28 protein-coding genes and 3 pseudogenes are annotated in these 26,674 nt (G+C 46.2%); 4 read left to right on the top strand and 27 right to left on the bottom strand.

What is annotated here, in order from left to right; all coding sequences use genetic code 11:
• From NIE88_RS01510 to NIE88_RS01490, 5 genes and pseudogenes are all read right to left on the bottom strand, one after another.
• Window positions 1–1,038, bottom strand: a complete 1,038-nt coding sequence (locus NIE88_RS01510; protein ID WP_253057927.1) for a dipeptidase — start codon at window positions 1,036–1,038, stop codon at window positions 1–3.
• A 64-nt stretch (window positions 1,039–1,102) separates the two neighbouring features.
• A pseudogene (locus NIE88_RS01505) lies at window positions 1,103–1,528 on the bottom strand (type I restriction endonuclease subunit R, EcoR124 family); the annotation flags it as partial.
• Window positions 1,529–1,587: 59 nt separating this feature from the next.
• Window positions 1,588–2,052: pseudogene (locus NIE88_RS01500) on the bottom strand (N-6 DNA methylase); the annotation flags it as partial.
• A gap of 93 nt (window positions 2,053–2,145) precedes the next feature.
• A complete protein-coding gene (locus tag NIE88_RS01495; RefSeq protein ID WP_253057926.1) occupies window positions 2,146–2,409 on the bottom strand; it encodes a hypothetical protein in 264 nt (87 codons plus the stop codon).
• A gap of 190 nt (window positions 2,410–2,599) precedes the next feature.
• Window positions 2,600–4,144 (bottom strand): C39 family peptidase, encoded by a 1,545-nt coding sequence (locus NIE88_RS01490; RefSeq protein ID WP_253057961.1) that lies wholly within the window; start codon window positions 4,142–4,144, stop codon window positions 2,600–2,602.
• Between the two features lie 320 nt (window positions 4,145–4,464).
• Here NIE88_RS01490 and NIE88_RS01485 point away from each other — a divergent pair, with 320 nt between their 5' ends.
• The 4 genes from NIE88_RS01485 (at window position 4,465) to NIE88_RS01470 (ending at window position 7,915) form a co-directional block, all read left to right on the top strand.
• Window positions 4,465–5,064: a cupin domain-containing protein gene (locus NIE88_RS01485; protein WP_373689387.1), complete on the top strand. Its 600-nt coding sequence runs from the start codon at window positions 4,465–4,467 to the stop codon at window positions 5,062–5,064.
• Between the two features lie 95 nt (window positions 5,065–5,159).
• Entirely contained in the window at window positions 5,160–5,816 is a 657-nt protein-coding gene (locus tag NIE88_RS01480) for an ABC transporter ATP-binding protein (protein ID WP_253057924.1), read from the top strand.
• Complete coding sequence (locus tag NIE88_RS01475) at window positions 5,813–6,589, top strand: ABC transporter permease (RefSeq protein ID WP_253057923.1); 777 nt, start codon at window positions 5,813–5,815, stop codon at window positions 6,587–6,589. Before NIE88_RS01480 ends, NIE88_RS01475 begins: the two co-directional genes overlap by 4 nt.
• Window positions 6,590–6,970: 381 nt before the next feature.
• Window positions 6,971–7,915 (top strand): HD-GYP domain-containing protein, encoded by a 945-nt coding sequence (locus NIE88_RS01470; RefSeq protein WP_253057922.1) that lies wholly within the window; start codon window positions 6,971–6,973, stop codon window positions 7,913–7,915.
• Between the two features lie 175 nt (window positions 7,916–8,090).
• Here NIE88_RS01470 and NIE88_RS01465 read toward each other — a convergent pair whose 3' ends face one another.
• The 22 genes and pseudogenes from NIE88_RS01465 to NIE88_RS01360 all read right to left on the bottom strand — a co-directional run bounded on the left by NIE88_RS01465 (window position 8,091) and on the right by NIE88_RS01360 (window position 26,429).
• Entirely contained in the window at window positions 8,091–8,561 is a 471-nt protein-coding gene (locus NIE88_RS01465) for a EutP/PduV family microcompartment system protein (RefSeq protein WP_253057921.1), read from the bottom strand.
• An 11-nt stretch (window positions 8,562–8,572) separates the two neighbouring features.
• Window positions 8,573–8,923 (bottom strand): BMC domain-containing protein, encoded by a 351-nt coding sequence (locus NIE88_RS01460; RefSeq protein ID WP_253057920.1) that lies wholly within the window; start codon window positions 8,921–8,923, stop codon window positions 8,573–8,575.
• Window positions 8,924–8,975: 52 nt separating this feature from the next.
• Window positions 8,976–9,329: a BMC domain-containing protein gene (locus NIE88_RS01455; RefSeq protein WP_253057919.1), complete on the bottom strand. Its 354-nt coding sequence runs from the start codon at window positions 9,327–9,329 to the stop codon at window positions 8,976–8,978.
• Window positions 9,330–9,378: 49 nt separating this feature from the next.
• On the bottom strand, window positions 9,379–10,584 hold the full coding sequence (gene metK / locus NIE88_RS01450) for a methionine adenosyltransferase (RefSeq protein ID WP_253057918.1): 1,206 nt from the start codon (window positions 10,582–10,584) through the stop codon (window positions 9,379–9,381).
• A gap of 30 nt (window positions 10,585–10,614) precedes the next feature.
• A complete protein-coding gene (locus NIE88_RS01445) occupies window positions 10,615–11,631 on the bottom strand; it encodes a response regulator transcription factor (protein ID WP_253057917.1) in 1,017 nt (338 codons plus the stop codon).
• The gene (locus NIE88_RS01440; protein WP_253057916.1) at window positions 11,618–12,964 is read right to left on the bottom strand and encodes a PocR ligand-binding domain-containing protein; all 1,347 of its coding nucleotides are present in this window, start codon (window positions 12,962–12,964) and stop codon (window positions 11,618–11,620) included. Before NIE88_RS01440 ends, NIE88_RS01445 begins: the two co-directional genes overlap by 14 nt.
• Window positions 12,965–13,113: 149 nt before the next feature.
• Window positions 13,114–14,289, bottom strand: a pseudogene (locus NIE88_RS01435) (acetate/propionate family kinase); the annotation flags it as partial.
• Between the two features lie 19 nt (window positions 14,290–14,308).
• A complete protein-coding gene (locus NIE88_RS01430) occupies window positions 14,309–15,010 on the bottom strand; it encodes an MIP/aquaporin family protein (protein ID WP_253057915.1) in 702 nt (233 codons plus the stop codon).
• A 70-nt stretch (window positions 15,011–15,080) separates the two neighbouring features.
• Window positions 15,081–16,196 carry a 1-propanol dehydrogenase PduQ gene (locus tag NIE88_RS01425; RefSeq protein WP_253057914.1) on the bottom strand — a complete coding sequence of 372 codons (1,116 nt, stop codon included), beginning with the start codon at window positions 16,194–16,196 and terminating at the stop codon, window positions 15,081–15,083.
• Window positions 16,197–16,210: 14 nt separating this feature from the next.
• On the bottom strand, window positions 16,211–17,647 hold the full coding sequence (locus NIE88_RS01420; protein ID WP_290446242.1) for an aldehyde dehydrogenase family protein: 1,437 nt from the start codon (window positions 17,645–17,647) through the stop codon (window positions 16,211–16,213).
• Between the two features lie 30 nt (window positions 17,648–17,677).
• Window positions 17,678–17,941, bottom strand: coding sequence for a EutN/CcmL family microcompartment protein (locus NIE88_RS01415; protein ID WP_253057913.1), 264 nt, complete (start codon window positions 17,939–17,941; stop codon window positions 17,678–17,680).
• A 13-nt stretch (window positions 17,942–17,954) separates the two neighbouring features.
• Window positions 17,955–18,794: an ethanolamine utilization protein EutJ gene (gene eutJ, locus NIE88_RS01410; protein WP_253057912.1), complete on the bottom strand. Its 840-nt coding sequence runs from the start codon at window positions 18,792–18,794 to the stop codon at window positions 17,955–17,957.
• 55 nt (window positions 18,795–18,849) lie between these two features.
• A complete protein-coding gene (locus tag NIE88_RS01405) occupies window positions 18,850–19,476 on the bottom strand; it encodes a phosphate propanoyltransferase (RefSeq protein WP_253057911.1) in 627 nt (208 codons plus the stop codon).
• Between the two features lie 5 nt (window positions 19,477–19,481).
• Window positions 19,482–19,760: a propanediol utilization microcompartment protein PduA gene (gene pduA / locus NIE88_RS01400; protein ID WP_253057910.1), complete on the bottom strand. Its 279-nt coding sequence runs from the start codon at window positions 19,758–19,760 to the stop codon at window positions 19,482–19,484.
• A 22-nt stretch (window positions 19,761–19,782) separates the two neighbouring features.
• Window positions 19,783–20,298 carry a BMC domain-containing protein gene (locus NIE88_RS01395; protein WP_253057909.1) on the bottom strand — a complete coding sequence of 172 codons (516 nt, stop codon included), beginning with the start codon at window positions 20,296–20,298 and terminating at the stop codon, window positions 19,783–19,785.
• A 4-nt stretch (window positions 20,299–20,302) separates the two neighbouring features.
• Entirely contained in the window at window positions 20,303–20,989 is a 687-nt protein-coding gene (locus tag NIE88_RS01390) for a hypothetical protein (RefSeq protein WP_253057908.1), read from the bottom strand.
• 24 nt (window positions 20,990–21,013) lie between these two features.
• Window positions 21,014–21,304, bottom strand: a complete 291-nt coding sequence (locus NIE88_RS01385) for a BMC domain-containing protein (protein ID WP_253057907.1) — start codon at window positions 21,302–21,304, stop codon at window positions 21,014–21,016.
• Window positions 21,305–21,330: 26 nt separating this feature from the next.
• A complete protein-coding gene (pduB, locus tag NIE88_RS01380; RefSeq protein WP_253057906.1) occupies window positions 21,331–22,113 on the bottom strand; it encodes a propanediol utilization microcompartment protein PduB in 783 nt (260 codons plus the stop codon).
• Between the two features lie 21 nt (window positions 22,114–22,134).
• On the bottom strand, window positions 22,135–22,902 hold the full coding sequence (locus NIE88_RS01375; RefSeq protein ID WP_253057905.1) for a glycyl-radical enzyme activating protein: 768 nt from the start codon (window positions 22,900–22,902) through the stop codon (window positions 22,135–22,137).
• 31 nt (window positions 22,903–22,933) lie between these two features.
• Window positions 22,934–25,483 (bottom strand): glycyl radical protein, encoded by a 2,550-nt coding sequence (locus NIE88_RS01370; protein WP_253057904.1) that lies wholly within the window; start codon window positions 25,481–25,483, stop codon window positions 22,934–22,936.
• Between the two features lie 87 nt (window positions 25,484–25,570).
• Window positions 25,571–26,101, bottom strand: a complete 531-nt coding sequence (locus NIE88_RS01365) for a GlcG/HbpS family heme-binding protein (protein ID WP_253057903.1) — start codon at window positions 26,099–26,101, stop codon at window positions 25,571–25,573.
• A gap of 19 nt (window positions 26,102–26,120) precedes the next feature.
• Window positions 26,121–26,429: a DUF6506 family protein gene (locus NIE88_RS01360; protein WP_253057902.1), complete on the bottom strand. Its 309-nt coding sequence runs from the start codon at window positions 26,427–26,429 to the stop codon at window positions 26,121–26,123.
• Between the last annotated feature and the right edge of the window lie 245 nt (window positions 26,430–26,674).

Here is a 26,674-nt window from a genome sequence, read left to right as displayed (position 1 = left end):
TTATCTCAGTATCTTTTTATATAAGTTTAAGAAATTACCACCAATAATCAAACCGATTTCACCGTCGCTGTATCCGCGGCGAATCAATTCTTCCGTGAAAATCGGCAAATCCCTATGGCTGGCAATCACGTCATATGAGTCCCGCGTGTGTCCCGCAGGCTTGAGCGGAATTTCGCTCAGGAAATTGCAAATATCCAAGCCGATTCCGACATGCTCAATCCCCACAAGGTTTACCATGTAATCAAGGTGATCGATCAAATGACTGACATCACCATCTTCATAAATATCGGAGACAAATGAGTTAAACCCGTTCATCCCGATCACACCGCCCCTGATCGCCAACTCGCCTATTTGTTCATCGGTCAGATTGCGCATTGATGAAGCCAGCGAACGCGCATTAGAATGAGATGCAATGATCGGTACATTTGTCCGTTCCAGTACATCAGCTAGGCTGACATCATTCAAATGGCTGACGTCAATAATCATATTCAGCTTCTCTGCCTCTTTAACCAGCCGAACACCGAATTCTGTCAAGCCGCCTTGATGTCCTTCATCTACAGCATGAAAATGACTTCCATCAGCGGCAAAGTTCCTTCTGCTCCATGTTAAACCGACGAATCGAACACCCAATCGATAAAAAATCTGTAAGAGACCGAGATCATTCGTTAATGGATCGACGCCTTCGAGAGAAAGTAAGATTGCTAGTTTATGATGGGCATGCGCATCCAAAATGTCGTTATAGGTTGTACATAATTGAATTTTATCTGGAGATTCCTCGATCTCCGAATACAGAGCACTTACCTGATCCAGTGCCATTTTCAAGCCCATTTCAGGCAGATACTCGCTTTCGATGAACAGTGAGCAGACCAATGCGCTCACTCCGCCTGCGTTTAATATGGGAAGAAATTCTGTCTCAATGACTTTTCGATAACCAAGCTTCCGTCGCAGGTCCACTTCCATCAAGAGATCAAAATGAGCGTCCAGCACAATATATTGCTCATGCAGCCGTTTCGCGTGTTTCTGTACCGTTTCCGTCAACGTAAATCCCTCCCAGAAAAGATTTGCATATTAAAAAACTCAAGCTAATTGATTTAGTTATTTTCTATTTCAATTCATCATCCAATGGAACAACACATTCATCCAGTGTTTTTCTCCATTGACGTTTCATCTCCGGACCATATCTCAGTGGTTTAGCCTCTGGATGAACCACTTTGTATTGATCAAATCGTTTACTGTCAATGATACTTCCGATATTCGGTATGGGATCAGCCCCAACCATATATTGAATTGCTGATGAATAGAGCTCATTTTTATCCACGAACCAAGTAGTCGCAAATGCTTCGATCATATGATTACGAGCTTGCGTGAAATACCGACGCTTCACAACAAAAACATCCTCATCCGGATTAATTTTCTTGTTATCAATCGCATTCAATATTTCTCGATAAATATGTTTAACATTCTCAGTTTTATTCAATTTTTGAAGTGCCTTTTCAATCTCATCACGGATATCTTGATTATGTGCAGAATCAATATCGTCAAAAAAGCCGTCAAATCGTATCTTTGGTACATTCCTCCTTTTCTCCATTATTGAAACACCGCCTTTGCCGCGATGATGTCTTTGGATTCGTCTGTTACGTTCAGCTCGTCCAATAGTTTCAAGAATTCTTGTTGAGACTGAGCAATTTCTTCTTTTAAGGAGACTATTTCTTTGCTCAACTCAACAATATCAATGGGCGGTTCTTCCTCGAACGTATCTACGTACCTCGGTATGTTTAAGTTGAGTTCATTCTCTTTTATTTCATCAAAGCCAGCAACATGAGCATATTTCTCAATATCTTCACGTTTCTTATATGTATGAACAATCTTATTTATATTTTGTTTTGTAAATTTGTTCTGGTTCTTGCCCTTTGTGAACTCTTTACTCGCGTCAATAAATAAGACATCTCTTGTGGTACGGTTTTTCTTTAAAATGATGACTGTTGTTGGAATGGAAGTTCCGAAGAAAAGGTTTGCTGGCATACCTATAACAGCATCAATACTGCCATCCTCCTGTATCTAAAAGTACGTCATCTAATTGGATCATAGCTCCTTTATAAGCAAGTGACACAGATACGATTGGCAGCCCATCTTTGATAAGAATTTTCATTGGAGTTGTTTCCTAATTCCAATAAATTTCTGTTCTTTTACCTCTAGTATTTCATGGTCTGTATGGAAAACATAATACTCTTGAGTAGGGTCAGCTAAATGTAGTTTTTTGTATGCTTTCCATGCCAAAGTGGATTCGGGAAAATTTGCGATGACTGACAGTTCTTCAAAACGGCGGATTGAATTTTTTGAGTAAGCAGAGACGGCTTGAACGAGAACCCATTGTTCCGGATAATGCTCACGAATTTGCTCCCATTTCAATGTCAACAGCTCCTCTCATTCTGTTTCACCTTACTATATCTAATATATCATTTAATTAAATAAGCTACACAAACTCTAGTGCATTCATTTATTATTTTTACATTTGTATACCACTAACTTGAATCAATATTAAAAAATCACCTCCCTGATCGTTTAACAGGTGGGTAAAATGGCATGACGTGCGTTTCTTTTAACGGCGATGCATCTTCTTGTTCAAATCAAGTGTGGCAACATAATTGTCGCCGGATGTACTGAGCACATACAGAGTCAGCGTTGCGTGCTTGCCGTTCAAATCCGCTTCCAACTGCTTGACATTAAGTACGATGTTGCCGTCTTCCGTTTCGTGTGTATAATAAAATTTCTTATGCGCGTCTGTGTCATATTTTTCCCCATCAGAAATTGTATATGCGAGTGTACCGGATTGCTCAGTCAAAGGACTGACATCTGCGGTGAAGTTAGCCGGAATGTTGATTTTCTTAAAACCTGCATACAAAGCGTATTCATTTTCCTGTTTGGTCGGTCGCAAAGTCGCACGCACGCGTTTTGCCGCAGCATAGCCCGCTCCTCGTTCTTTGTCACGGACAATATAGGCAACGCCGTTTGCCCATGCTTTCTGGAATTGATCAGCTCTATATTTTCGAACAGCCGTATCATCGGATGGCGCAAATGAATCATTGACAATGACATAATCCTGCCCATCAATCGTCTCAAATCCTCTGACGAGAATCAAATGACCCGGCGTTGTTCCCGGAGCGCCCTCAACATAAGGATAGCGTGTATTGGTCGGATCATTTGTATACTTAACACTGACCGCTGCTGGATATCCTTTGGCAATTTCCCTCTTCAGTCCATCAATGTCGGTGAACACGGAATACGATTTATAACCGTAGCTTCCCGCAAGTGCTGTGCTGAATGCCCAGTTGCCAAAGCCTTCATAGTCATAATCATAATTACGGAGTGCGGTCTCCTCAAGAAGAAGATTTTCCCCCATACGGTTCATCGCCATCGTAATTGTTGTCGGGCTGCAGATGGAGTTGGCGATTTTCGGATCACGAATCATTTGTGAATAGTCAGGTGTATCAATGTCTTTGTTCAGCGTGATGGTACTCGGATGCTGGCTGATCGAATTCCAGCCTAGTTCTGTTGATGCAGAAAGCAGTCGCACACTCGGAGCGACCCGTGGATTGTCACTGTGCAGAATCGCCTTAATCTGAAACTTATCCGCCGTCTCACCGCGGCTGCCACGCACTGTGAACGTGTCGACATCCACATAAGCTAATGGGTCTGACAAATCTGAGACACTTGCCCGGGCAATATTTGTGCCCCATTTGCCCCACGAACGCCATGTCGACCAATCTTTTACTAACTGATTATCGGTATTGTAATGGCTGATGTGTGCACGGACCTGAATTTCAACATACGTGCCGGCAGGTGTATCGCTGTTCCACGAAGCAATCAGATACTCGAATGGTTCCGTTGACATTTCAGGAGATACAAACGTACCTTCAGTCGCATATCTTCGCGATTTCTTCAGTGTGATTACGCCGTCGCCCAGACGATGATCAATGGTGATGTTCTGTCTTGTTCCTGCTGTAAAGTCTTTCGCTGAGCTGATGAGGTACGTATGATCACTCTCTTTCGCATAACCGGAACCTTTGGCATGCGCCGCAAATGACTGTGCAGGCGCACTCGTCAGCATGAAGGACGCCACGAAAACCAAAGTCCCCCTAAGCATTTTTTTCAAGATGCTTCCTCCCAACCATTATTTGATCGATTTGAAAAGAATGCAAGATACTGCCAACCATGCCTCTACCATAAACTTGGGAGAAATGAAAAACTAGAGTCTCAATAACTATTTTCAGTATATTTATAGAATTCTTTTTTTTGCTTATTCCTTGCACAAAGGCATTTCCCTGTTTATCCATTTTTCATTTACTTACTCATTATTAGACATTAATAACCATGATACGATACTCGATTCGAATTCAAAGAATTGCTTTTTATCAATAGACACAACCCGCATATCACATACATACATTATGATGATCTTGACCTATGAAAGGATTGACCCTTATGTATCCGTATCCATATTCTAGGAGTCCGTATCCCCTTAGAGAATACTCAGAATACCCCTATTCACAACCGAAAATTGATGATTGTTTTCAGCCATCGACCGATTCTTGGCAATCTAACGAATCCTCAACTCTGACTTTTAATGATAATGGACCGAATCCGTTTGCGGTGAATATTGATCAGGCGTCCAGGCAGAATCAGGCCTATCGCCGCGCATTATGGACCGGTAAACATTTACAGGTGACTTTGATGAGCATTAATCCGGGCGAGGATATTGGTTTGGAAATCCATCCGCACTTGGACCAGTTTATCCGTATTGAGGAGGGCCAGGGGGTGGTTATGATGGGCAGGCAGAAAGATCGGCTTGATTTTCAGCAGCAGGTAGGACGTGATTTTGCCTTTATGGTTCCTGCAGGAACATGGCATGATCTAGTAAACATCGGCAATATACCGATCAAATTGTACTCGATCTATGCACCGCCGCAGCACCCCTTTGGTACTGTTCAGCAAACAAAGGCTGAAGCCGGGGAGGCCGAACGCTATTTTGTGGAGTCGCCGACCATTCGATACAACATGGATTAAACAGCCAAAACTCATTAATGCTTGTATCGCCAAAAAACGTTAAACTAGAGAGACAACCCATACTTTTCATAAAATAACGGAATGGCGGTGTCACTGTGTCCTTGCTAGAATTTACAAATGTGTCTTTCAATAACAGAGAGGAAGATATTTTAAAAGGTATTTCCGTATCGATCAATTCCGGTGATTTCATGTCAATCATGGGTCCGTCAGGAAGTGGCAAAAGTACCTTTCTCAGGCTTTGCTGCCACCTCATCAGTCCGACCGACGGTACCCTTCTTTTTCATGGACAACCCATTGATAATTTTGAACCGACCGACCTTAGAAAGAAGATCGCTTATTGCTTTCAGACCCCTTATCTATTCGGTGACCGCGTACGTGACAACATCGAATTTCCCTATATAATCCGAAATTTACCTGTCGATGATGCACGGGTAAAAGCACTTTTTTCTTCGTTTCAAATGACAACGGATTATCTGGAAAAAGAGATCAAAAATTTGTCCGGGGGAGAAAAACAGCGGATTGCACTGATTCGCAGTCTATTGTTTACACCTGAGATTCTGCTGCTTGATGAAGTGACCTCAGCACTTGATGTCGCCAATACAGCGATTGTCGAGCATGTCGTCACGTCACTCCATAATGAAGGAACCACGATTCTGTGGATCACCCACAACCCTGAGCAGGGCAAACGGCATGCCAATAAAGTACTCACAATCAAAAATGGCGAAATTCAGGCATTGGAGACGATCCTATGAACGGTTCAACAACCATTCATGTCACATCCCTGATGATCGCTTCATCACTTGTCTTCGTCACCCTTTTCTTCTCTTATTGGCAAAAGCTTAAGCTAGAAAAAGAGACAATCATCAGCGTGGTCCGGGCGGTCATCCAGCTCGTCGCCGTCGGCTATGTCTTGAATTTTGTGTTTGGTTATAAAAATCCGGCATTTACAACCCTTTTGCTGCTGTTTATGACCTTTAATGCTTCCTACAATGCCGCAAAAAGAGGCAAAGCCATCAAAAGAGGTCTGCTGATCTCTTTTCTGTCCATTGCCGTCGGCACACTTGTGACTCTTTTCATTTTAATTTTAACGGGCATTATCAAATACGAACCCAATCAAATGATCCCGATCGGCGGCATGATCATCAGCAACTCGATGGTTGCACTCGGGCTATGCTACAAACAAATGACAGCAGATTTCAAAAATAAGCGAGATGAAATCGAAACGAAGCTTGCGCTTGGTGCGGATATTCTTCTTTCATCCAAAAAAATCATCCGGGACGCGATAAAAACCGGGATGCTACCAACCATTGATTCGGCAAAGACACTCGGCATCGTATCGCTCCCCGGAATGATGACCGGACTCATCCTTGCCGGAATACCACCGATAGAAGCAATCAAATACCAGATCATGGTCACCTTTATGCTGCTGTCAACAACAGCAATTTCTTCATTTATCTCCTGTTATTTAGCCTATCATGAATTTTTCAACAGCAGAAAACAGCTCGTTGATCGGAGTGAAAATTAACGACGCGCCGCTTTTCTCATCGAAAAGCGGCGTACTTTCTTATTGTCCATGAACCTTTTTCAAAGTAGCCATGTCTATTTTTTTCATTCGAAGCATTGCCTGCGCTTTGTTTGAATCAGGATCCTACAGCAATTTGCCCGGGAAAATTGGGATGATTCTCCAGGAGGGCTCCGTGCTTGTCCTTCAACCAGTCAGACTGCTTGCACCGCCCTCAGACAGCATTTCACGCTAAAGCTTGATCTCTGCCAAAGCCTTAACAAAGTTACGTTTCCTCAAAATTTTACCAAATTTTGTACTATTGGTAAAAAATTCGCTATATTATGAATAATAAGCAAAAAATATACAACCGCCTTTAAAATAAAAACAAAAGGAAGAATAACCATGGACACGAACATAAAAGCGGCACATCATAATGCTGCATGCATTCCTCCTCTTATTCTGGCCGGCTGCTACTTTTTATCTTCTCTGGTTGCTCTGATTGTGTATCTTACAGGTGGAACGTCAAATGTCTATTCCAATTTTATGTACCTGCCCATCGCCATTGTTTCCGCAACCCATGGCAAGTATCAAGGAATCATTCATGCTGCTGTCAATGCACTGCTTATCGGACCCCTCATGCCTTTAGATGTCTCCCTGCGTCAAAGCCAGCCCATCGAAAATTGGCTGATCCGGTTAACCTTATATGTGATCATTGCATTCGTCATCGGATTTTTTGCTGATTATTATAAACGAGAGTTCGACCGAAATCTAAAAAATGAAAAGGAACTCTATGAATCTCAGATTGCTACGATTTACTCATTGGTGCGATTACTGGAATCAAGAGATATGACATCCGGATTTCATGTTGAACGCGTTTCTTCACTGTGCAAACTGCTTGCTGAATATCTGCATCAATTGCCTCAATACAAAAACGTAATCACCGACACGTTCATTGATAACCTATACAAATCAAGTCCTCTGCACGATATAGGAAAGGTCGGTATACCGGATCAAATTCTTCTGAAGCCGGGTAAACTGACAACCAATGAATTTGACGTGATGAAAACACATGCGATCATTGGGGCAAACACACTCGCACAGGTGCAAGAAAAGTATACGGGAAATAAATTTCTAAAACTTGGGATCAAGCTCACACGTTCTCACCATGAAAAATGGGACGGAACCGGTTATCCGGACGGGCTGGCAGGTGAAAATATCCCCCTTTCCGCACGAATCGTCGCCCTGGCCGATGTTTATGAAGCCCTGCGATCCGAGCGCGTGTACAAATCGGCTTATTTAAGATTATTAAAGAAAAACGCGCTTCCCATTTCGATCCGAATCTTGTAGCCGTATTCGTCGAACATGCGGATGCATTTAAAGCTGCCTATGACCGATTCGGCAGCTGATTTTCTCATGGACTTAAAAAAATCGGCACAATAATTTGATCAGTTCCTTCCTTTACCATTTACCATTCACTCTGCAATCATCCGACAGAGCATCTCCGTTTTGACTCCTTTGGCTGTCAGACACTTTTATAAAGTTGAACACCAATACCCTCTGTTTCGAACCATCCGAATAGATCTTCAAGTCCTGTTCCGGTCATGACTGAGGTTCTGAATATGCGTGAGGCGCCCGCAAGTCTGAGCAGCTGTTCCGCCTTTGCAATTTGATCGCTTCCCGCAAGATCAATTTTGGTAACCACACCAATGATTTGTTTTCCTGGAAACCGTGAGGAAAATAATGGTGGGAAAAAATTGGTCAGATCTTCGGCTTTGGCGCTTTGGACAAAGCAAATCATTTTCGCTTCAGCGGCGGCGCTGACAAGATGATTAAACAAAAGCTGACTTTCCAGAAACTCCCCCGGTGTGTCGATGGAATCGTTAAAAAGCATCACCTGCTGCGTTTTGTGATAGGACACGTCAATCGCGTTCATCGCCTGAGTCAATGTTGTTTTTCCGCAGCCTGTTTTTCCTATAAAAATAACCTTGTTCATCAGAAACACCCTCACGTTCGTGTAATTTCCGGTACGTCAAACTGAAGTACCGAATGCATCGTCTGTGTTACTTGTCTCAAGGCATACTCAACCGAGGATACTTCTCCTGAGATCACAACTGCGCCGCTGAACCGATCAAGAAAGCCAATGGCGACATTACCTGATTTAATTGCGATGTCGCTGGCGATGATCGACGCTTCATCCGGAGAGATGGTCAGAATTCCAATTGACTTTGATTCCGGCGGAAGTCCGAGCTTGGTATAAATATCCGGATTCGGATTCGCGATTAAATGGGCAATGGTTATTTGTTTGCCCGGTACATATTCTTCAATTACACGTTCAATTTTTTCTCGATCTGCCATTGTTATCCTTCCCATCGAATAAGCATTCTTCTTTTCTTCCCGGAACATGCAGCTAGGATCGCGTGATCTCGGGTACTTCGAAACCAAGCACTGTTTGAAAGACCCGCAGAATGTGGCTCACCGCATAGACAACCGACTCATTCTTCCCGGTCAGGAGCAAGGTGCCTTTGAGCCGATTTATGGCGGCAATCTCGACCCGGCCGTACTTCAATGCCAGATCGCCGGCGATAATTGCGCTTTCTTTCGGAGTGAGCTTCATGACTCCGATTGAGTCGAATTTTTCGGAAAGCCCTAATTTCGCATAGACCTCCGGATTAGGTTTGCCGATGATCTGGGCAAGTGTAATCTGTTTCCCCGGCACCAGCACTTCAAGCTTTACACGCAGTTCATCTCTTTTTATCATCATGAAACCTTCTCCTTTTTAGCGTCGCAAAAGGGTAAAAGCGGGTATCTGATCAGCGTTGCATTGCCTGAACGACCGCTCTTTTCAACCGCTCCAGCAAGCCGACCTGATCGGTCTCCTCCCACGGATAACCGAAACCGGATTTAAAGTGCCCATAGCAAGCGGTACTCTGATAGATTGGCCGTCTGAGATGAAGCGTTTCAATAATAGAACCCGGCGCGAACTGAAACGTCTTATGAACAATTGCTTGCAGCACCTGAAGCGGGATACGTTCTGTCCCAAATGTTTCAACGGATACAGAGACCGGTTCCGCGACACCAATCGCATAGGAGACTGCAATCTGACACCGATCCGCCAAGCCGGCCGCAACTACATTTTTTGCCGCATATCTGGCCATATAAGCTCCGGAACGGTCAACCTTTGATGGGTCCTTACCGGAGAATGCGCCGCCTCCATGGGGAATGACGCCTCCATACGTGTCAATAATAATTTTGCGTCCGGTTAATCCCGTGTCGCCCTGGGGTCCGCCGATAACAAACCGCCCTGTGGGATTAATCAATAATTCTGAATTCCGGAGCAGTTCAGCGGGAACAACCGCTTGGATTACGTCACGAGTCAGTTTCTCTGTTAATTCTTCCCGGCTGACTGCTTCATCGTGCTGCGCGGATAAAACGACTGTTTTTACCGATACCGGCCGATCATTCTCGTCATAGCGAACGGTTACCTGAGCCTTGCCATCCGGCCGAAGAAAAGGAAAAACGCCTTGTTTTCTCACCTCAGCAAGCCTCCTGGTCAGTCGATGCGCCAGATAAAGCGTCAAGGGAAGATAATCTTCGGCTTCGTTACACGCATAACCGTAAACCGTTCCCTGATCGCCGGCCCCTATTTTTAAATCACCGTCGGCAGTTGTCCGCTGCTTAAATTCAAGCGCGCAATCAACACCTTGGCTTATATCCTTTGACTGCTGGTTTACATTCGTAATGATCAGGCTTCTATCACAATCAAAGCCCTTTTCCCGACTGTTATAGCCGACAGAACGGAGAACAGCTCTCGCAAGCGCTTCCAAATTTATTGATGCTGAAGATCTGATCTCTCCGGCGATCACAAGCAAATTTTGTGATATCATGCACTCGATCGCAACATGAGCCTGTGAATCTTTCCTTAAATAAGCATCGAGTATCGTGTCCGCAATCTGATCACATAGTTTATCCGGGTGACCTTCGGTTACTGATTCCGACGTGCGTTCCGTTGCATTCATTGGAATCACCACCTCCCTTTCTCAAATTGGCTAACCGTTCCCCATGAGCTTTTTCTTGAATTGATTTGGCGACATCTTCTCGACTCTTTTAAAAACCTTGGTGAAATAACTGGGTTCGTTGTATGAGAGCTGGAAAGCCACATCAATCACTTTATCATGATTAAAATAAAAGGCTTGTTTCGCCAGCTGAATTTTCTTCATCTGAATATACTGATTAAATCCGAATCCGTACTGCTCTTTCATCACTCGGCTCAAATACCCTTGACTGATCCCGCATGCGTCTGATGTCGCGGCAAGCGAAATATCCTGATAAATAGTCCTTTCAATGTAATGAAAGACCTGAGACATCTGCGGCCGTTTCTGAATCGTACGCTGTTTATACAACTCATCGAAATAGTCAAACAGCATGAACTGAAGCTTCAGGTCATCCTCAATCACGTCCCTGCTGAATGTTAATTTCTGCCGATAGCGTGCTTGCTGCTCCGGATTGGTACAATGGATCAGCTTCAGACTGACTGATATAACCTTTTCAAGCTGAAGATTCACCGACTGTGAATCTTTTTTAAACGACTGTTGAATCTCATTCGCTAACACGGGAAGATTCCGGTAAAGTTCTTCAAAGTTCTGTTTTGTTAGCAGCAGGGCGATCTTATCCGTCAGGGTGTTGAAACTCGCCTTTTTTTCAACCTCATTCAGCAGCGCCGACAACTGGGCGAGTGATAAAGGCAGTAGCAGATAATCGGCAATACCCGACCGCATCAGCTCCTGAATCAAATGAAATTCACTGTAATTTGTAAAAATATAAACACGTATTGATGGAAATGCCTGACAGACTTTCTTTACCGGATCACTCGACGGTTCACCGTTTTCCAAGATATCCGTAAAAAGAATATCAGGCATATAACGACTGCATAAATCAACCAAATCTCCTTTTTGCTCACCGTCTGTTTCAAAAACCGTAAAGCGCTGATCTTCGGAGAGAACCTTTTTCAGCGCTTGTTGGAAGAGATAGTCCAAATCGGCAATTAGTACGTTAAGCTTCGTCATCTCCATCATGCTCCTCGATCACGGCAGGAATCCGGCAATATACAGTAAAACCGAAATTCCGTCGGCTTTGGATCTTTATATCGTATTCTTTTCCGAAATAACCAACCAGCCTTTTTCTCGTGTTATAGATGCTGATTCCTTTAAGCGCACTCTTCTCTGTGTTCGTTTGCGCTTGGTTTCCCAGCAGCCGATCCACATCCTCTTGATCCATTCCTCTGCCGTTATCCTCAATCGTGATCAAATAGTTTCGATCTGAACAATCTTCCACTGTCACTACTACTTTACCCTTTTTTTTCCCCGGCAGAATGCCATGCAGAATCGCGTTTTCAACAAAAGGAAAGAATACGAGATAAGGTACCTTCTTATTTCTGGTCTGACATTTTTTCACGATCTGATAGTCGAATCGATCAGCGAAACGAATGCGCTGGATACCTAGATAGTTATCCAAGTTCACCAATTCTTTATCAAGCGCAACGAATTTCTCCTTCGTTTCGAAATTATATCGCAACATATTTGAGAACAGACAAACCAATTCATTGGTTTGCCGCGCTCCTTCAAGTATGGAAAGGCTGCTGATTGCATTCATAATGCTCATAAGAAATTGCGGAGCAAGCTCAGTTTTCAGCTGCCTGCGTTCATTTTTACGGATTTTGTTTAGCTGTGCTTCTTTCTCACTCAGTTCATCAACAAGTTCAAAATTTGTTCGCTCTATCTCATCCTGAACGAGTTGAGCGACCCTCCGTTCCATCATCTCTTTAATAATAAAATAGATCATATTGCCGATCATTTTTATTTTATTTATTTCAAGAATAGTGGTCTGTTCATATTTTTCCATCAATTCGGCACAATGCTCTTTACTGATCTTTTCCTTGACAAATTTTTCGACATTTTCAAGCGTGCCGGAATCAGGACAGCGGACCTGACCCATAAGCACGGCGCCGAGCGGCTGGTTGCTTACAAAAATCGGCACCGCGCAATCAACCAAACCGGCCGGACATCGGTATACATAAGGTGAGTTCGAAATCGCCGCTTTTAATCCGCCATAAGCATCGGAAAAAAAGCAGTTCTCCTTACATGATGTGATTTTTCTCCGTGCGGCACAAAATGTGGAAAAACCACTCTCTTCCGTGATTGGTATTCCTTTAGAATCCACTGTGACCATGGATAATCCGGTAATGCTCGCCAGATCATCCTGAACTTTCTGCAAGGAAGGCACATCAATAATTCGTCTCAAACCAACTTCATTGATAATTTTTTGCTCGTACTTTGTATACATATCGCTCTTTGCTGACTCATCTTCATAAGCTGCATGAACTAACTGTGCGGATTTCATCTCACTGCCTCCTCAGAAAGCGCTTTCACATTCCTGTCCTAATTATACACAATCTTAGAGACTTGCACTGTGAGATAATTACTATTTATCCGTTGTTGATCGCGAATGGTCAAGCCATGACTTGATTTTTTTTTACGCACCTTTTCTAAAAGAGAAAAGGTGTCTCTGGCGATCACCAGCTCTTCATCAGTCGGGACAACCATGATTGCCGACGTCGAATGCTCCGATTGAATCATCGGCTCATTCGATTCATTTTTTTTCGGATCGAGCGCCAAACCCAAACCTTTTAATGACCCGCATACCTTCTCTCTGATGAATGCGGAATTTTCCCCAATTCCTGCCGTAAAAACAAGTGCGTCAAGTTTCCCGAGTTCAAAGACGTAGGTCAAAATGAAACTGCAAATACGCTTGACAAACATTTCAATGGCCAGAATCGATTGTTCTTCGCCTGCATTGGCGCACCTTTCAACATCACGGAAATCATTCGATACTCCGGAAACGCCAAGGATTCCCGATCTCAGATTGATGACACGCTCGGTTTCGTCAGTCGTGAGATTCAGCTTTCTCTGAAGATAGGTCAGTACGGTCGGATCAATATCCCCGGAGCGAGTGCCCATCATCAACCCTGCCGTTGGTGTAAATCCCATCGACGTGTTAATAGATTTTCCTCGGTCGATGCAGCAAATGCTGGCACCGTTCCCCAGATGGCAGGTAATGATCTTCAGATCGGTTATTTTTTTGCCAAGAATCCCGGCTGCCTCATTGGCGACATATTCATGACTGGTGCCGTGGAATCCGTATTTTCTGATCTTATACTTTTCATAGAACTCATGAGGTATCGGATACAGATAGTTTTCTGCCGGCATGGTTTGATGAAATGATGTATCAAACACTGCTGCCTGAATTGCGTTCGGGAGCGCTTTTGCGAACAGCTTAATTCCGATGGCATTCACCGGATTATGCAGCGGCGCGAGTTCGCTTAATTCTTCAATCGCATGGAGTTCCTTTTCCCCCACACGAATCGAGCATTTAAAAAGTTCCCCACCATGGGCGACGCGGTGTCCGACACCGGTTATTTCCTCAAGAGACTCCACGACCTTGAGGCGAAGCAGCACATTTAGCAAGTGATCAACGGCTTCTTCATGTGAGGTAATCGCCAACGTTTCTTTAGTCTTCAGACTTTTATACGTCAAGACAAACGTTGCGTTTTGGAATCCAAGCCGTTCATACAAACCGCTAAGAATGACTTTTTCCTCTGGCATTTCAAACAATTTGAATTTTAACGATGAACTTCCTGAATTAATCGCTAATAATTTATCGGTCATGGTTTATCTCCTTTCCTTTTTAAATCAGCCCGACTAAGATTGTCGCCAGCCACGCGCCGATGATCGGTCCGACAATCGGAATCCAGGCATACGACCAATTCGCTGAACCTTTATTCGGAATCGGCAGCACCGCATAGGCGAATCGCGGACCGAAATCTCGGGCAGGATTAATGGCGTATCCGGTTGTAGAGCCGAATGAAAAGCCGATTGCCGCGATGAGGAATCCGGCGATCAAGGGTTTAAGCCCTGCTGTAAAATCTCCAAGTGTCAGCAGACAAAGTGTAAACGCAAAGGTGGCGATGACTTCACTAATAAAGTTAAAGGTCTGGTTCTCTATTGAAGGCACCGTCGCGAATATAGCGACTGAATTTCCTTCATCCTTCTTCGTGATTTTAAAATGCGGGTAGAAATGGAGAACGGTAATTGCCGCACCGAGAAATGCGCCTGCAACCTGGGCAAGCACAAAACCCGGAACGATCGACCATTTAATCAAGCCACCCGCCGCAAATGCGATGGTCAGTGCGGGATTCAAATGACCGGGAGCCCCGAAGTAACCGGCCGTGTAAACGCCAAGCATAACGGCGAATCCCCAGCCGAATGCAATCATGACCCAGCCCGAGCCTTGCGCATAGGCCTTTTTCAAATTTATCGACGCACCGACACCGGCTCCGAACATGATGAGAATCATTGTACCTAAAAATTCACCTAGGTAAGCGTTCATAACAGATCACCTTTTTCTTTTAGGATGTTAAACCCATAGAATGCCAATCGAAGAACCGTATTCCTCCTGTTCAGACACTTGCAAGCAGAAGGTCTACTAAATCCTTCTTTGTTGGTACAATCGGATTGTACTGATAGGTGAAATCCTTCTGTGCATTCTCAATGATTTCTCCAAGTCCGGAAGCAATCGCTTCCTTGGACACTCCGGATTCAGTTAAACTTTGAGAACAGTTTAACTTCACAGACAAACTCACAATCTTTTGAATAAGGAGCCGCACGGCCGCCGCATCATCGTCATTCCATGCCGCAATTCCCAACTTGCGCGCTGCGACGGCATATTTACTCTTAGCTGCCGAATCCGTTGCATTATAATGCACGACATGCGGTAGCAAAATTGAATTCACAAGTCCATGAGGCAGATGGAACTGCCCGCCAATTTGATGGGCAATCGCGTGGCTGACCCCGAGTCCCGCGTTCTGAAACGCTACTCCGGCAAGACATGACGCCTCATGCATGATGGAACGGCTGGCAAGATTCGTTCCATCCTCATAGCATTTGGGCAGATACTCAAAGACAAGAGACGCTGCCTTTTCGGCCAACGCGTCACTGAATGCGTTGGCCTGTGTTGCCACAAGCGCCTCCAGCGCGTGGGTCAAGACATCCATCCCGCTGAATGCCGTCACTGATTTCGGGCAACCGGCAACAAGCTCGGGCAACAGTAAGGCAACATCTGGTACAATCGCATCGTCGGTGAGCGGATACTTCGTCTTGTTCTGCACATCGGTAACCACGGCGACGCCCGTCACCTCCGAACCTGTTCCGCTAGTCGTTGGCATCGCATAGAACGTCTTGATATGAAGTGGAAACTTTTTCTGTGCGAAAAACCGTACAGCCTTGGCCGTATCGATTGCCGATCCTCCGCCAATGGCAAGAATAATCGTAGGTTTATAACCGACTACGGAAGCAATTCCGGAAGCTATTTTTTCAAGCGGAGGTTCCGGCACGATATCGCTGAACACAGAAACCTCATTCTTTCTTTCCAAATTGCCGATGATCTCCTTAACGCGTTCATTTGTTACAAGGAACGGGTCGCAGCCAATCCATACACGTTCCGCGTGAATGTGGTCAATTTCTTGATTAACTGCATCGTTGATCAGAATTTTTGTTCTGAGAAAGAACATGCCCATCGGAAACACTTCCTTTACTTAATTGAGAAACCGTCGGTCAGAACACATCTTCTGACACGCGCAAAGTTTCGGGCCGATGTTGTTCCCTCGCCGGTAGGTGTTGCGATGGTGAACGTTGTCGGTCCCTCACCCTTGAAGCCGATACCGGCAAACGACGGACCGTTTTTCACGAAAATAGAGGTCTGCATTTCCCGTGCAACTTTATTTAACCGCGTCACATTTTCCGAGTGCATGGTCGCCGTATGATGCAATCCATGTTCCAATTCCAGACAGACGGCCAGCGCCGCGTCAAAATCCGGAACACGGATGAACGGAACAACCGGCATTAACATTTCGATTTTGGCGAACGGCATATCCGGTGTAGACTCGACGAGTACAAGTCGCGGATGACCGTTATAGGAAACGCCCGCATCCTGAAGAATCTTCTCGGCCGACTTGCCGACATATTTCTTGTTTGGTGTTTGCTTTGCGGTCACAGTCAGCGCTTCCAATTTTTTAATGTCGGACAGTTCTTTCACGTAAAAGGCACCGGCCTTTTCCATGTTGTACAACAGAAAATCCGCGACCTTATTGACAACGACCACATTTTTCTCCGCGATACATGGGAGGTTGTTATCGAATGAAGCGCCGTCAACAATATCTACCGCCGCCTTTTCGATATTTGCTGTTTCATCAACCAGAGTAGGCGGATTTCCGGCACCGGCGCCCATAACCTTCTTTCCGCTTTTCATCGCCTGGCTGACGACACCGGGGCCGCCGGTAACGACGAGCAGATTGATATCCGGATGAACCATCATCGCCTGAGCAGCTTCAATCGACGGTTCCTTGATTGTGACGATCAGATTATCAATACCGCTTGCCTCACTGACGATTCGATTCAATTTCTGAATCAGACAGGCTGAGCTGTTTTTCGCTCCGGGATGCGGGCTGAAATAGATTGCGTTACCTGCCGCCAGCATGCCGATCGCATTGTTGATCAGGGTTTCAGTAGGATTCGTGCTAGGCGCAATGGCTCCGATTACACCATAAGGACATAATTCATAAAGGGTCATGCCATCGTCTCCGGTCAGCACCTGCGTCAGCGTGTTGAGATCCTCAACGCCTGGTGTGTTGGTGAGCGCCAGATAATTCTTTTGAATTTTATCCTGAAGATTGCCCATGTTCGTCTCTTCATACCCCATTCGGGCGATTTCCTCGATTTCCGGAAGCAGCGTATCCCGTATGGCCTGAATCACCTTTTTTCGTCTTGCCAGTGAAACATGGAAATAGAGTTTCTGCGCTTTTTTTGCTGCCTTTACTGCTTCATCGACCGTGTCAAAAACACCGTCTTTACCGGATATCGGCGTATTTTCCGTTACGGACTTTGAAACAGTCTGTGTGGGTTCTGTCTCAAATGCCAAGTCAATTTTTGAATCCTTGAGAATACGATCTACCAATTTATCAATATCCATTACTGGTCTCACCTTTCTTTTGGCTCTCAATCATTCTGCGAAGCTGTCTATGATACCGACAATGGCTGCATCAATCGGCGATTCGGGATGTTTCAGTGCCGCTCGCGCGGAGCTTCCGCAGGAAACGAGCACATATTCATCACGCCCTGCCCCGACAAGATCCACAGCAACAATCCGTTTTTCCCATTTTTCATCGTCGGATCCGACGATGGTGACAATCATAAGTTTATAACCGGTCAATTCTTCTTTCTTCTTCGTTGATACAACATTCCCGACAACCTTCGCTAAATACATGGATCATCACTTCCTATTCATCATTCACGCTCATCGCGATTCCCAGTGGGGTCACAAAACGAGGACAGGCCGGCTGCACAACCTCACGACCGAGTAATTTAGAGAATGTCCCCGCAAATTCCGAAAAATCTGTTGCTCCCCCAACCAGATAGACAGTGTCTACGGCAGCTCCGTACTCGTCGATAAATCGTGATGTAATGGATGCCATCTTTTCAACCACCGGCCGAATGATTTGAAAGTTCTCCTTTTGCTTCGTTTTATCTCGCTTGATCCGCTCTCCTTCTGCAATGGAGACATTCAGATAACCGGATAAAACAAGCGTCATTTGTGTACCGCCGGTCGGTTCGTCACCTGAAAAGGCCACTTTTCCCTCCTTAAAAATACTGATTCCGGTTGTTCCGCCGCCGATATCGACAACTGCGCCGTTTTGAACACCGAGAACTCTTGCAGCAGCAGTCGGTTCGTCTAATATAGAGACGAGTTCCATATCGGCAGCTTCAATCACATGTCCGACCACATTTCTGTTATTACCGATCGTTCCCGGCGGAATTGCACCGGACGCGTTGCGAATTGGAACGCCGAGCCGGGCTTCCGCCTGCATCCTCAGTCTCCGGGTGATGTTTACCGCTTCGATATAATTCACGACTAATCCGTCGCGTACCACATTCGCTTCCTGATAGCCGGTGAACACGGGATCCCCCTGTTCATTGACAACAGACAGAACAATTGATGACGTGCCTAAATCAACGCCCGCTCGAATCCTTGTGCCTTTAGAAAGCGCGACCGGGTGATCCGTATTCGCGATCGTTTTTGCTTGAATCAGTCGTTCGTTTGCTTTGTCGATTGTGTCCATCTTGCGTCCCCCCGGTCTGTTTTTATTCAAGGTCTGCGGGCATGATTTTACAAACTTAGATAAATCGTCCAATGACTGCCGAGGTAATATTTCCCGCATTTGCTTCGTCGGTATCGATGTGCATTTCCAGATTGAAGCGCGAACCGGTACGGATCACAACATCATTGAAAACGATTTTCCGTCCGTCGCCTGAAGCCTCAACAGCAACGACATCACCTTGCTTCAATCCAAGGAGTGACGCGTCGTTTTCTGACATATGAATGTGTCGCTTGGCGACAATGACGCCTTCCTCCAGTTGAAGCTCCCCATATGGCGATCGAAGCACTATTCCCGGAGTCCCGGAAATGTCGCCTGAAAGACGAATCGGTGCTTTCACACCGATTGTCCTTGCATCTGTAGCCGACAATTCCACTTGAGAATTGGACCGAAACGGTCCCAGGATTCGAAGCTTGCCGATTTCGCCTTTTGGGCCGATAACCGTCACCGATTCGTTGGCGGCAAACTGTCCCGGCTGTGACAATTCCTTTTTGACTGTCAACTGCTTTTTCCCCGGGAAAAGCTTCTGAAAATCCGCTTCAGTAAGGTGCACATGGCGATTGGAAACACCAATTGGGATCTTGACAATACTCTTCAGGTTTTTAAGCACTCGAGTGACAATTGTTTTCACAGCTGCTTCATTCATTGCGATTAGCCTTCTTTATCTTGCAGGATGAGTTCCACATCAGTGTGCGGGCGCGGAATGACGTGGACCGATTTCACTTCACCGACATTTTTTGCCGCCGCGGCGCCTGCGTCGGTTGCCGCCTTCACGGCACCCACATCACCACGTACCAGCACGGTTACGAGGCCCGCTCCAATTTGTTTGTAGCCGATCAGGCGAACATTTGCCGCCTTCACCATTGCGTCCGCGCCTTCTACGGCAGGAACAAAGCCCTTCGTTTCAATCATTCCTAATGCATCATTCATTGTAAGTTCCTCCTTAGTGGATCTATTCTTTCGGTTTATCCGGTTTATCGTCGGAATTTTTTCCCGGCTCCGCTTTTTTTGTTCTGCGCCCGCCTCTTCGTGACGCAGGCTTAGTTTCTGTTTTTGCTGTACCGGTGTTCTTTGGTTTTTCCGGTTCTTTCAGAGCCTCTTCACTCTCGGACTGTGCTTCCTTTGGCGGTGCCGAAGTTTTGACGGGCGGCTGTTTTTCCTTGTCATCCGATTTTTCCTGATCTTTCGCAAGAGGTGAATGAACCAGCTTCTCTTTTAAATCGGTTGCCGGTCTCGGTATGACTTTTGCCGTAACGTATAGATTTTCTTCTCTTGACTGAGTGCTCGCCGCCTGGATAGCCGCCTGAACCGCGGCAACGTCGCCCTCGATGAAAATCGTCATCCAGCCCATTCCCCTCGTCTTCTTTAACTCGAGAATGGTGACATCCGCAACCTTCGCCATCACATCCGCAAAAGTTATCGCGGCGACATAGCCCCTTACCTCCAGCATTCCTAAAGCGTCTGGCATTCGATCACCCCCTCTTCATTTCCGTTTTTATGTGCATATGTTTCCTTCGAATTTCCTCCTTTGCCAGAGTAGTGACCACCGCGCCTTCGGGAATTTCGATCCATGCATGCTCATCTGCTCCGGACAGGTCGCCTGCGGTAATCACGTGATTCTTCACCCTGATCTCATTCAGCAGCTGGTCGGTGCCGACGATTCTCAGTCCGAAACCACGGACAATCCGTTCATAAGATGCAAAAAGCGATACATAGTGTTTTGACGCATTGAAAGAAAAACGCGGAAGGCCCTCCTGCAATGCACAGATAGTAATTGCGTTCCGAAAACAGTAAGCGATCCATTCCGTTTCCGGTGTGTCTGAAATACCCAGAGCGCTCTTCGCAAGGCTCGCACCGGAAAGTGACGGAAGAAGCACGCGCTGCCCGGAGGCTGCATCACCGCATGCCGGCGTCAAGACCTTTTCCGGAGCCGGCGCATTTCGCGCATCCGACAAATCCATGACATGGATATCAAAACGTTGGTCCAGTCTTCGATACAGCTCTGTTTGCGCAAATAGAAATGTCCCGGGAAGTGTCTTAATCACGTACAGCTGTCTTTTTTTTGACTGCCCCGGATCTGTATCTGCTTCCGGCTGCTTGGTTTGTGCCAGCACTTCACGAATAACCAGCTGAATCAACGTATCCAGATTTTGCTGCATGGGTTACACCCTCTTGCCTTGCCGTTACCCTTCCTTACTCTCCTTGGAAGGCAGCAGTATTTCCGTATCGGCGTGCGGTCTCGGAATGACGTGAGTCGAAACGACCTCGCCGACATTTCTTGCCGAGGCCACTCCGGCATCGGTCGCCGCCTGAACCGCGCCGACATCGCCGCGCACCAGCACGGTAACCAATCCGGAGCCGACTTTTTTATATCCGATTAATGTGACATTCGCGGCCTTGACCATTGCATCTGCCGCTTCCACCGCCGCGACAAATCCGCGCGTCTCAACCATTCCTAATGCATCTGAGTTCATCATGTTTTCCCCCTAAATTAAATGGTTTAAATATAAGGCTTTGTTACCGATACCGGATCGGCCCCCATTGATCCGAGTAATTTCAAGCCGATTTCACGTGCCGCGATAACCGCCTGCCGAACGGCTCCGGAGTCTCCTGTGATGGTTAGAATCACTTCATTTGAATGCGCGGTTCCACCGTTTCCCGGTGACGCATAGCCGACAACCTCGACATTGGCCGCTTTCACGGCCGTATCGGCAAGCACGACACCGATTGCTGCCGGGCCCGCACAGATGAGCCCGAAGGATTTGCCGACCGGTGCGCCAAACGCTTTCTCAATGGCAAAGCTGGCACGGGCCGTATACTGAAATTCAAGATGACCGGCTTCGTTGCTGTACACATCACCGTTGGTCTGATTGAGCGTCTCAAGAGCAACCTCGATCGCTCTTCTGGCATCCGAAACATCCTCGCTGCCGATGATGATCAGTGAACCATGTCCGGCGCCTCCTTTCGTATCTCGGGCAAGCTCGACGGAAAGAACCTCCGTATTGGTCGCTTTTACCGCCTCATCGATCGCCATAATTTCCGGACCGGCTCCGGTGCGGGCACCAAGAATGCCGATCGAACGATACTTCTTGTCAATATTCATTTTTTCATGGAGCTGGTAATCGACGTTCGCAATGACCAATCCGATTGCATCACCAATTCCTGTTCCGACAAATTCGGTTATATTGCATGCCTTTTCGCTCATTTTCTCAGGCTCTCCCTTACTTAAATTTAGTTCCTTTTCTACCTGATCCATGACATTTTTGAGCAGTTCATCATCCATCACATCCGGCCTCCTTTTTTCTTATCCTCCGATCACGCACTTGAACCCATGCCCTTCGACAAGTTCCCTCAACGGCAAAAGGTCATCGGCGGATAGCGGTTTAATGCCTTCCAACTCATAAGTGCGATCCAGCATCTTATACTTGCTCTTTCCAAAATCCGTATAGGGAAGCAAATGAATCGTCTCGACATGATTCATATGCTTTGCGAACCGACAGATGTAATTGATTTGCTTCTCCGAATAATTAAACGTCGGGATAACCGGAACGCGAACCACTACATTTTTAGCGATTTCATTGATAATGAGTGCATTCTGAAGAATCAGCTCATTCGTCACGCCGGTCCCTTCCTTGTGCAGGTCACTTGGTATGGCCTTGATATCAAGCAGCACATAATCAAGCTGAGGCACAAGTCGGTGAATCGTTTTCTCAGGGACATAGGCTTCGGTTTCGACGGCTGTCGTCCAGCCGCTCATCCGGCATACCTTGATTACTTCTTCAACAAAATCCGGATGAGTCAGTGCCTCACCGCCTGAGAACGTGATTCCGCCTCCGGACCTGCGATAGGCTCCCTGATCTTTTTTAATCTCATCAAAAACATCCTGAACGCTCATCATGGTTCCGAAATCCTTCATCGGCTTGTAGCTCTGAGATTCCGGATTAAAACACCATTTGCATCTCAGGGGACATCCTTTCATAAATATGATCGTTCGGATACCCGGTCCGTCATGGATGGAATAGCGTTGGATATTGAAAACACACGCTTTTTTCTCGTAATCAATCGTTTCCATAGCTTGATCCTTCCCGACAACTCATCGAAAATCAGAAGCTGTCAAATTCTGTACGGGCAATAATGTCATCCTGAACGGTCTTATCCAAAGCAATAAATTGTGCGCTGTAGCCAGCGACACGGACGATAAGATCCTTGTGATTTTCCGGATGAGCCTGAGCGTCAAGCAGCGTTTGTTTGTCAATGACGTTAAACTGAACATGCCCGCCTTTGCGATCGAAGAATCCGCGAATCAATGCTGCCAGACGCTGCACGCCTTCCGATCCCGCTACAGCGGAAGGGCTGAACTTCATGTTGTACAGTGTCCCGTTTGAAGCGATAAAATGATCCAGCTTTGATACCGAGTTCGCTGCCGCCGTCGGCCCGAGCGTATCGGTTCCACGCGTTGGGGATACGCCGTCGGCAATCGTTTCTTTGTCATAGCGTCCGTCCGGCGTTGCTTTAATGTACGTGCCGAACAGAACATTCCCGGACACCGGATAAAGACCCGCATTATAAATGCCGCCTCTTGGGGTCGCGTATTTTTCCAGCTCTTCACAGTAAACGCGTGAACCGAAACGAGCCAAATAGTCGACCTCATCCTTGTCGTTGCCGTATTTATCAACCGCCATAACCAAATCATGAATCTTCTGGTACTTACTTTTTTCAGGAGAAGCGACTGCTGTCGATGTGCCTCCTGATGAAAGTCCGCTCAGATCCAGATTTTTCACATCGAAGCTGCTGTTTTCACCGAGTACCTTCTTTACTGCTTCGGCAATCGCATCGTAAGCCGTGTCGGAAGAAGTTGCGGCAATTCCTTCTTCTTTGCCGAAGTTGTGATCCAACGCTTCCTTTAATTCCTTCATGCTCAGCGTCTGGTCATCAAACACAAGCTTCTTAACCGCCATTAAAGCGTTTCCAATATTAGCTGAGCCAATGCCCTGTGGTCCGGTGAAATTATAATGTGCACCTCCGCGCTCAAGCGTCTTGCCTTTGCTGATACAGTCGTCGACAAGCGTCGATACGAATGCCAATTGACCGAGTTCATAATGAGCCCAATCCACCGCGTTGTCCGCGCGTACCAACAGGCCGACAGCGAATTTCATCTGTTTAACGTAAACGTTTACAAAATCATCAAAGGTTTTAAAGTCTTCGAATTCTCCGGTCTTGGGTCCGAATTCTTTGCCATTCAGCCGACCGTTATTCATCGCGATCTCAAGAACCTTAGGCAAGTTAAAGAGCGCGGCGTCGCACCAGCTGTTTTCTTTTCCCTGACTGGCAGGCTCGACACAACCAATAACCGCATAGTTGCGCGCGTCCTCAAGTGTCTCACCGCGGTTGACCTTTGCTGTGACAATTTCTTCATCATTGTAGAATGCAGGTTGCCCGCCGCCTAATCGTGATAATTCACATGCCTTGATTAGGAAGTCGTCCGGCGTACCGTTCCAAACACGAATCGATAGTGAAGGCATGGACATCATGACGTGGGCCATCGATTCAATTTCCATATAGGACAGCGCGTTGGTAGCGTCCTCGCCATCCTTTGTCTGTCCGCCGCAGTTCACGTTCTGCCACAATTGATACCCCGCAAAAGCGGTCGCTGTTCCGATATCTCTCAGCTTGTTCAAATCATTGAACTTGACGAACAGAACATCGAGCAGATCCTGTGCCTCTTCTTGTGTGATCGAGTCGTCATTTTCATAGAAAGAATACATGTATTGATCAAAACGCCCCGGAGAGATCGAGTGGCCTGAACCTTCAATTTGAATAATCAGTTGAACGAACCAGAACGACTGAAGTGCCTCGTAGAAATTGCTTGCCGGATATTCAGGAACCTTTGAGCAAATTTCGGCGATCTTCAACAATTCCGTTTTTCTCGTTGAATCATTCGTGTATTTTGCCAATTCTCTCGCTTTGTCCGCATAACGATGAGCGAAGGTAATCACTGCCTTCAAGGTTGTCAACGCTGCCTGATAGTACTGCTCTTTTTCAACCCAGTCGGGGGCGGAATGATCCGAGTTCTTGATTGCTTGAATCACTTCCGCGATCACGCCGCGAATTCCGCCCTTCAGGACTTTCTCATAATTAACCGCGAGATGTCCGACTCCGCCCTGATGGTAGTTACCGACCGTAAAGACTCCGGCATTATAGGCGGCTTTGGTATCCTCCGACATTAACGAAGTCGCAAGTTCGCTGGTTGTATGGCCTTTCCAATAGTTAAATATTTCCGCTAATTCTTTCTTCACATCCTCGGAAATCGCAAATGGATCTGCCGAGCGTGTGGCGACCGTATCAAATTCCTGATCCAGTCCTTGAGGACCATATTCAGGAAAAATCTGACACGATCTTGAATCTACTGTCGCAGCCCCGATAATCAATTCGTTGTCGCGGATGACTACGGGAAGCTCGGTTAGAATTTTTTCCAAGGCTTTCGCGTGGCGCAGCACTTGCGGCAGCGACTCGGTTTCCTTATACGATTGCGTAATCAGACGAGCACGGTCTGCTTCGATTCGCGGGGTTGTATCAAGAATCGCTTCTTTCAATGCTTTGACGCGTTGTGACGGTTCCGAAAATCCAGGCTTAACCTCATAATTTTTAGTCATGATGCTGCTCCTTTAATTTATTTTCAGAGTCTTTTCTTTGTAATGAAAAAGAGAGCGACCCTAAATGCCCTATTTATGTGCGATGTTTCACTTACTAAAGAAAATGTGCAGAAAACGTTCGGCAAAATAACCGGCAAGCTCATGATCCTGCTGCGATCTTGGCGCACCGCTGACGCCGACGCCTCCAATAAGGCGACCGTTCGGTGATCTGAGTGGAACACCGCCGCCAAAGGTAACAATTTCCCCGTTTGTCATCGTTTCTAATTGATAAAGATCGGCCCCCGGCTGAACAGATTGCTGAAGTGACGCCGTCGCGGCATTCATCGCTACTGCCGAGTAAGCCTTTTTAGTTGATAGATCCAGTCCGGCCAAAATACAGCCCGGCATTCGGTAACAATAAATAATGGATCCGGTTAAATCAGCGAGCGTCACCGTCGTTTTGACGTTCATTTCCATACTTTTTTGAACAACCTCGCGAACAATCGGCGTCAACTTTTCAAGCAGAATCAAGGACGGATACTCTTGATCCAGCGGGGATGCCGAGTCGCTTTCTTGACGCTTTCCCTCCGCAATACTCGTTTCAATCAATTTTTGAAGCTCTTCCGCATCATAATTCACTGCTGCTCACCTCATTCAATTAAGACAAGAAAAGGCGGTCCCCGCTTTGAAAATCCAGTCCGGGGTGAACGTCGAATTTGACTGCACCAACGCAGGCCTTTTCTCCCACAGCCTCTGTCACGGCGGCGATTCCTCTATTGCCGAACGTGCCGCACAGCTCAATCGCTGTTACTCCTCCCTTCACCAACTCCTTAGCCAGCACGGCAGCCTCTGTATAACTGGCCACACCAAAAACAGCAAGATGAACAGACGGTGATTTCACAGAGGCGTGGTGAGCGGCAGGATGACTTTTCGGGCCGGCAAAAATGAATGCTGCCTTTAATACCATAGTGTCGTTTTTCTCCTCTCTTTTTCCGACCTCCTTGAAGCACAGATTCATTGTAAAGCAAATGAGAAAATACAGTTGGCACAAATGTGCCCACAAAAAGGTAATTATCGACCCAGGCAACTCAGGCGAAAATCACTTGATAAGCGTTTTGTTTGTAAACGATTACATTTGTGGGTCATATTTTTACCATTTTTGAGTGGGAAAAGTTTTAGTTTCTTCTTGCAAACGCTTCTAAGATAAAGGTA

The sequence above is a fragment of the Sporolactobacillus shoreicorticis genome, from assembly GCF_024125445.1.
GTDB lineage: Bacteria > Bacillota > Bacilli > Bacillales > Sporolactobacillaceae > Sporolactobacillus > Sporolactobacillus shoreicorticis.
The sequence above is the reverse complement of the archived record's forward strand: the minus strand, read 5'-3'. Positions and strand labels throughout refer to the sequence as shown.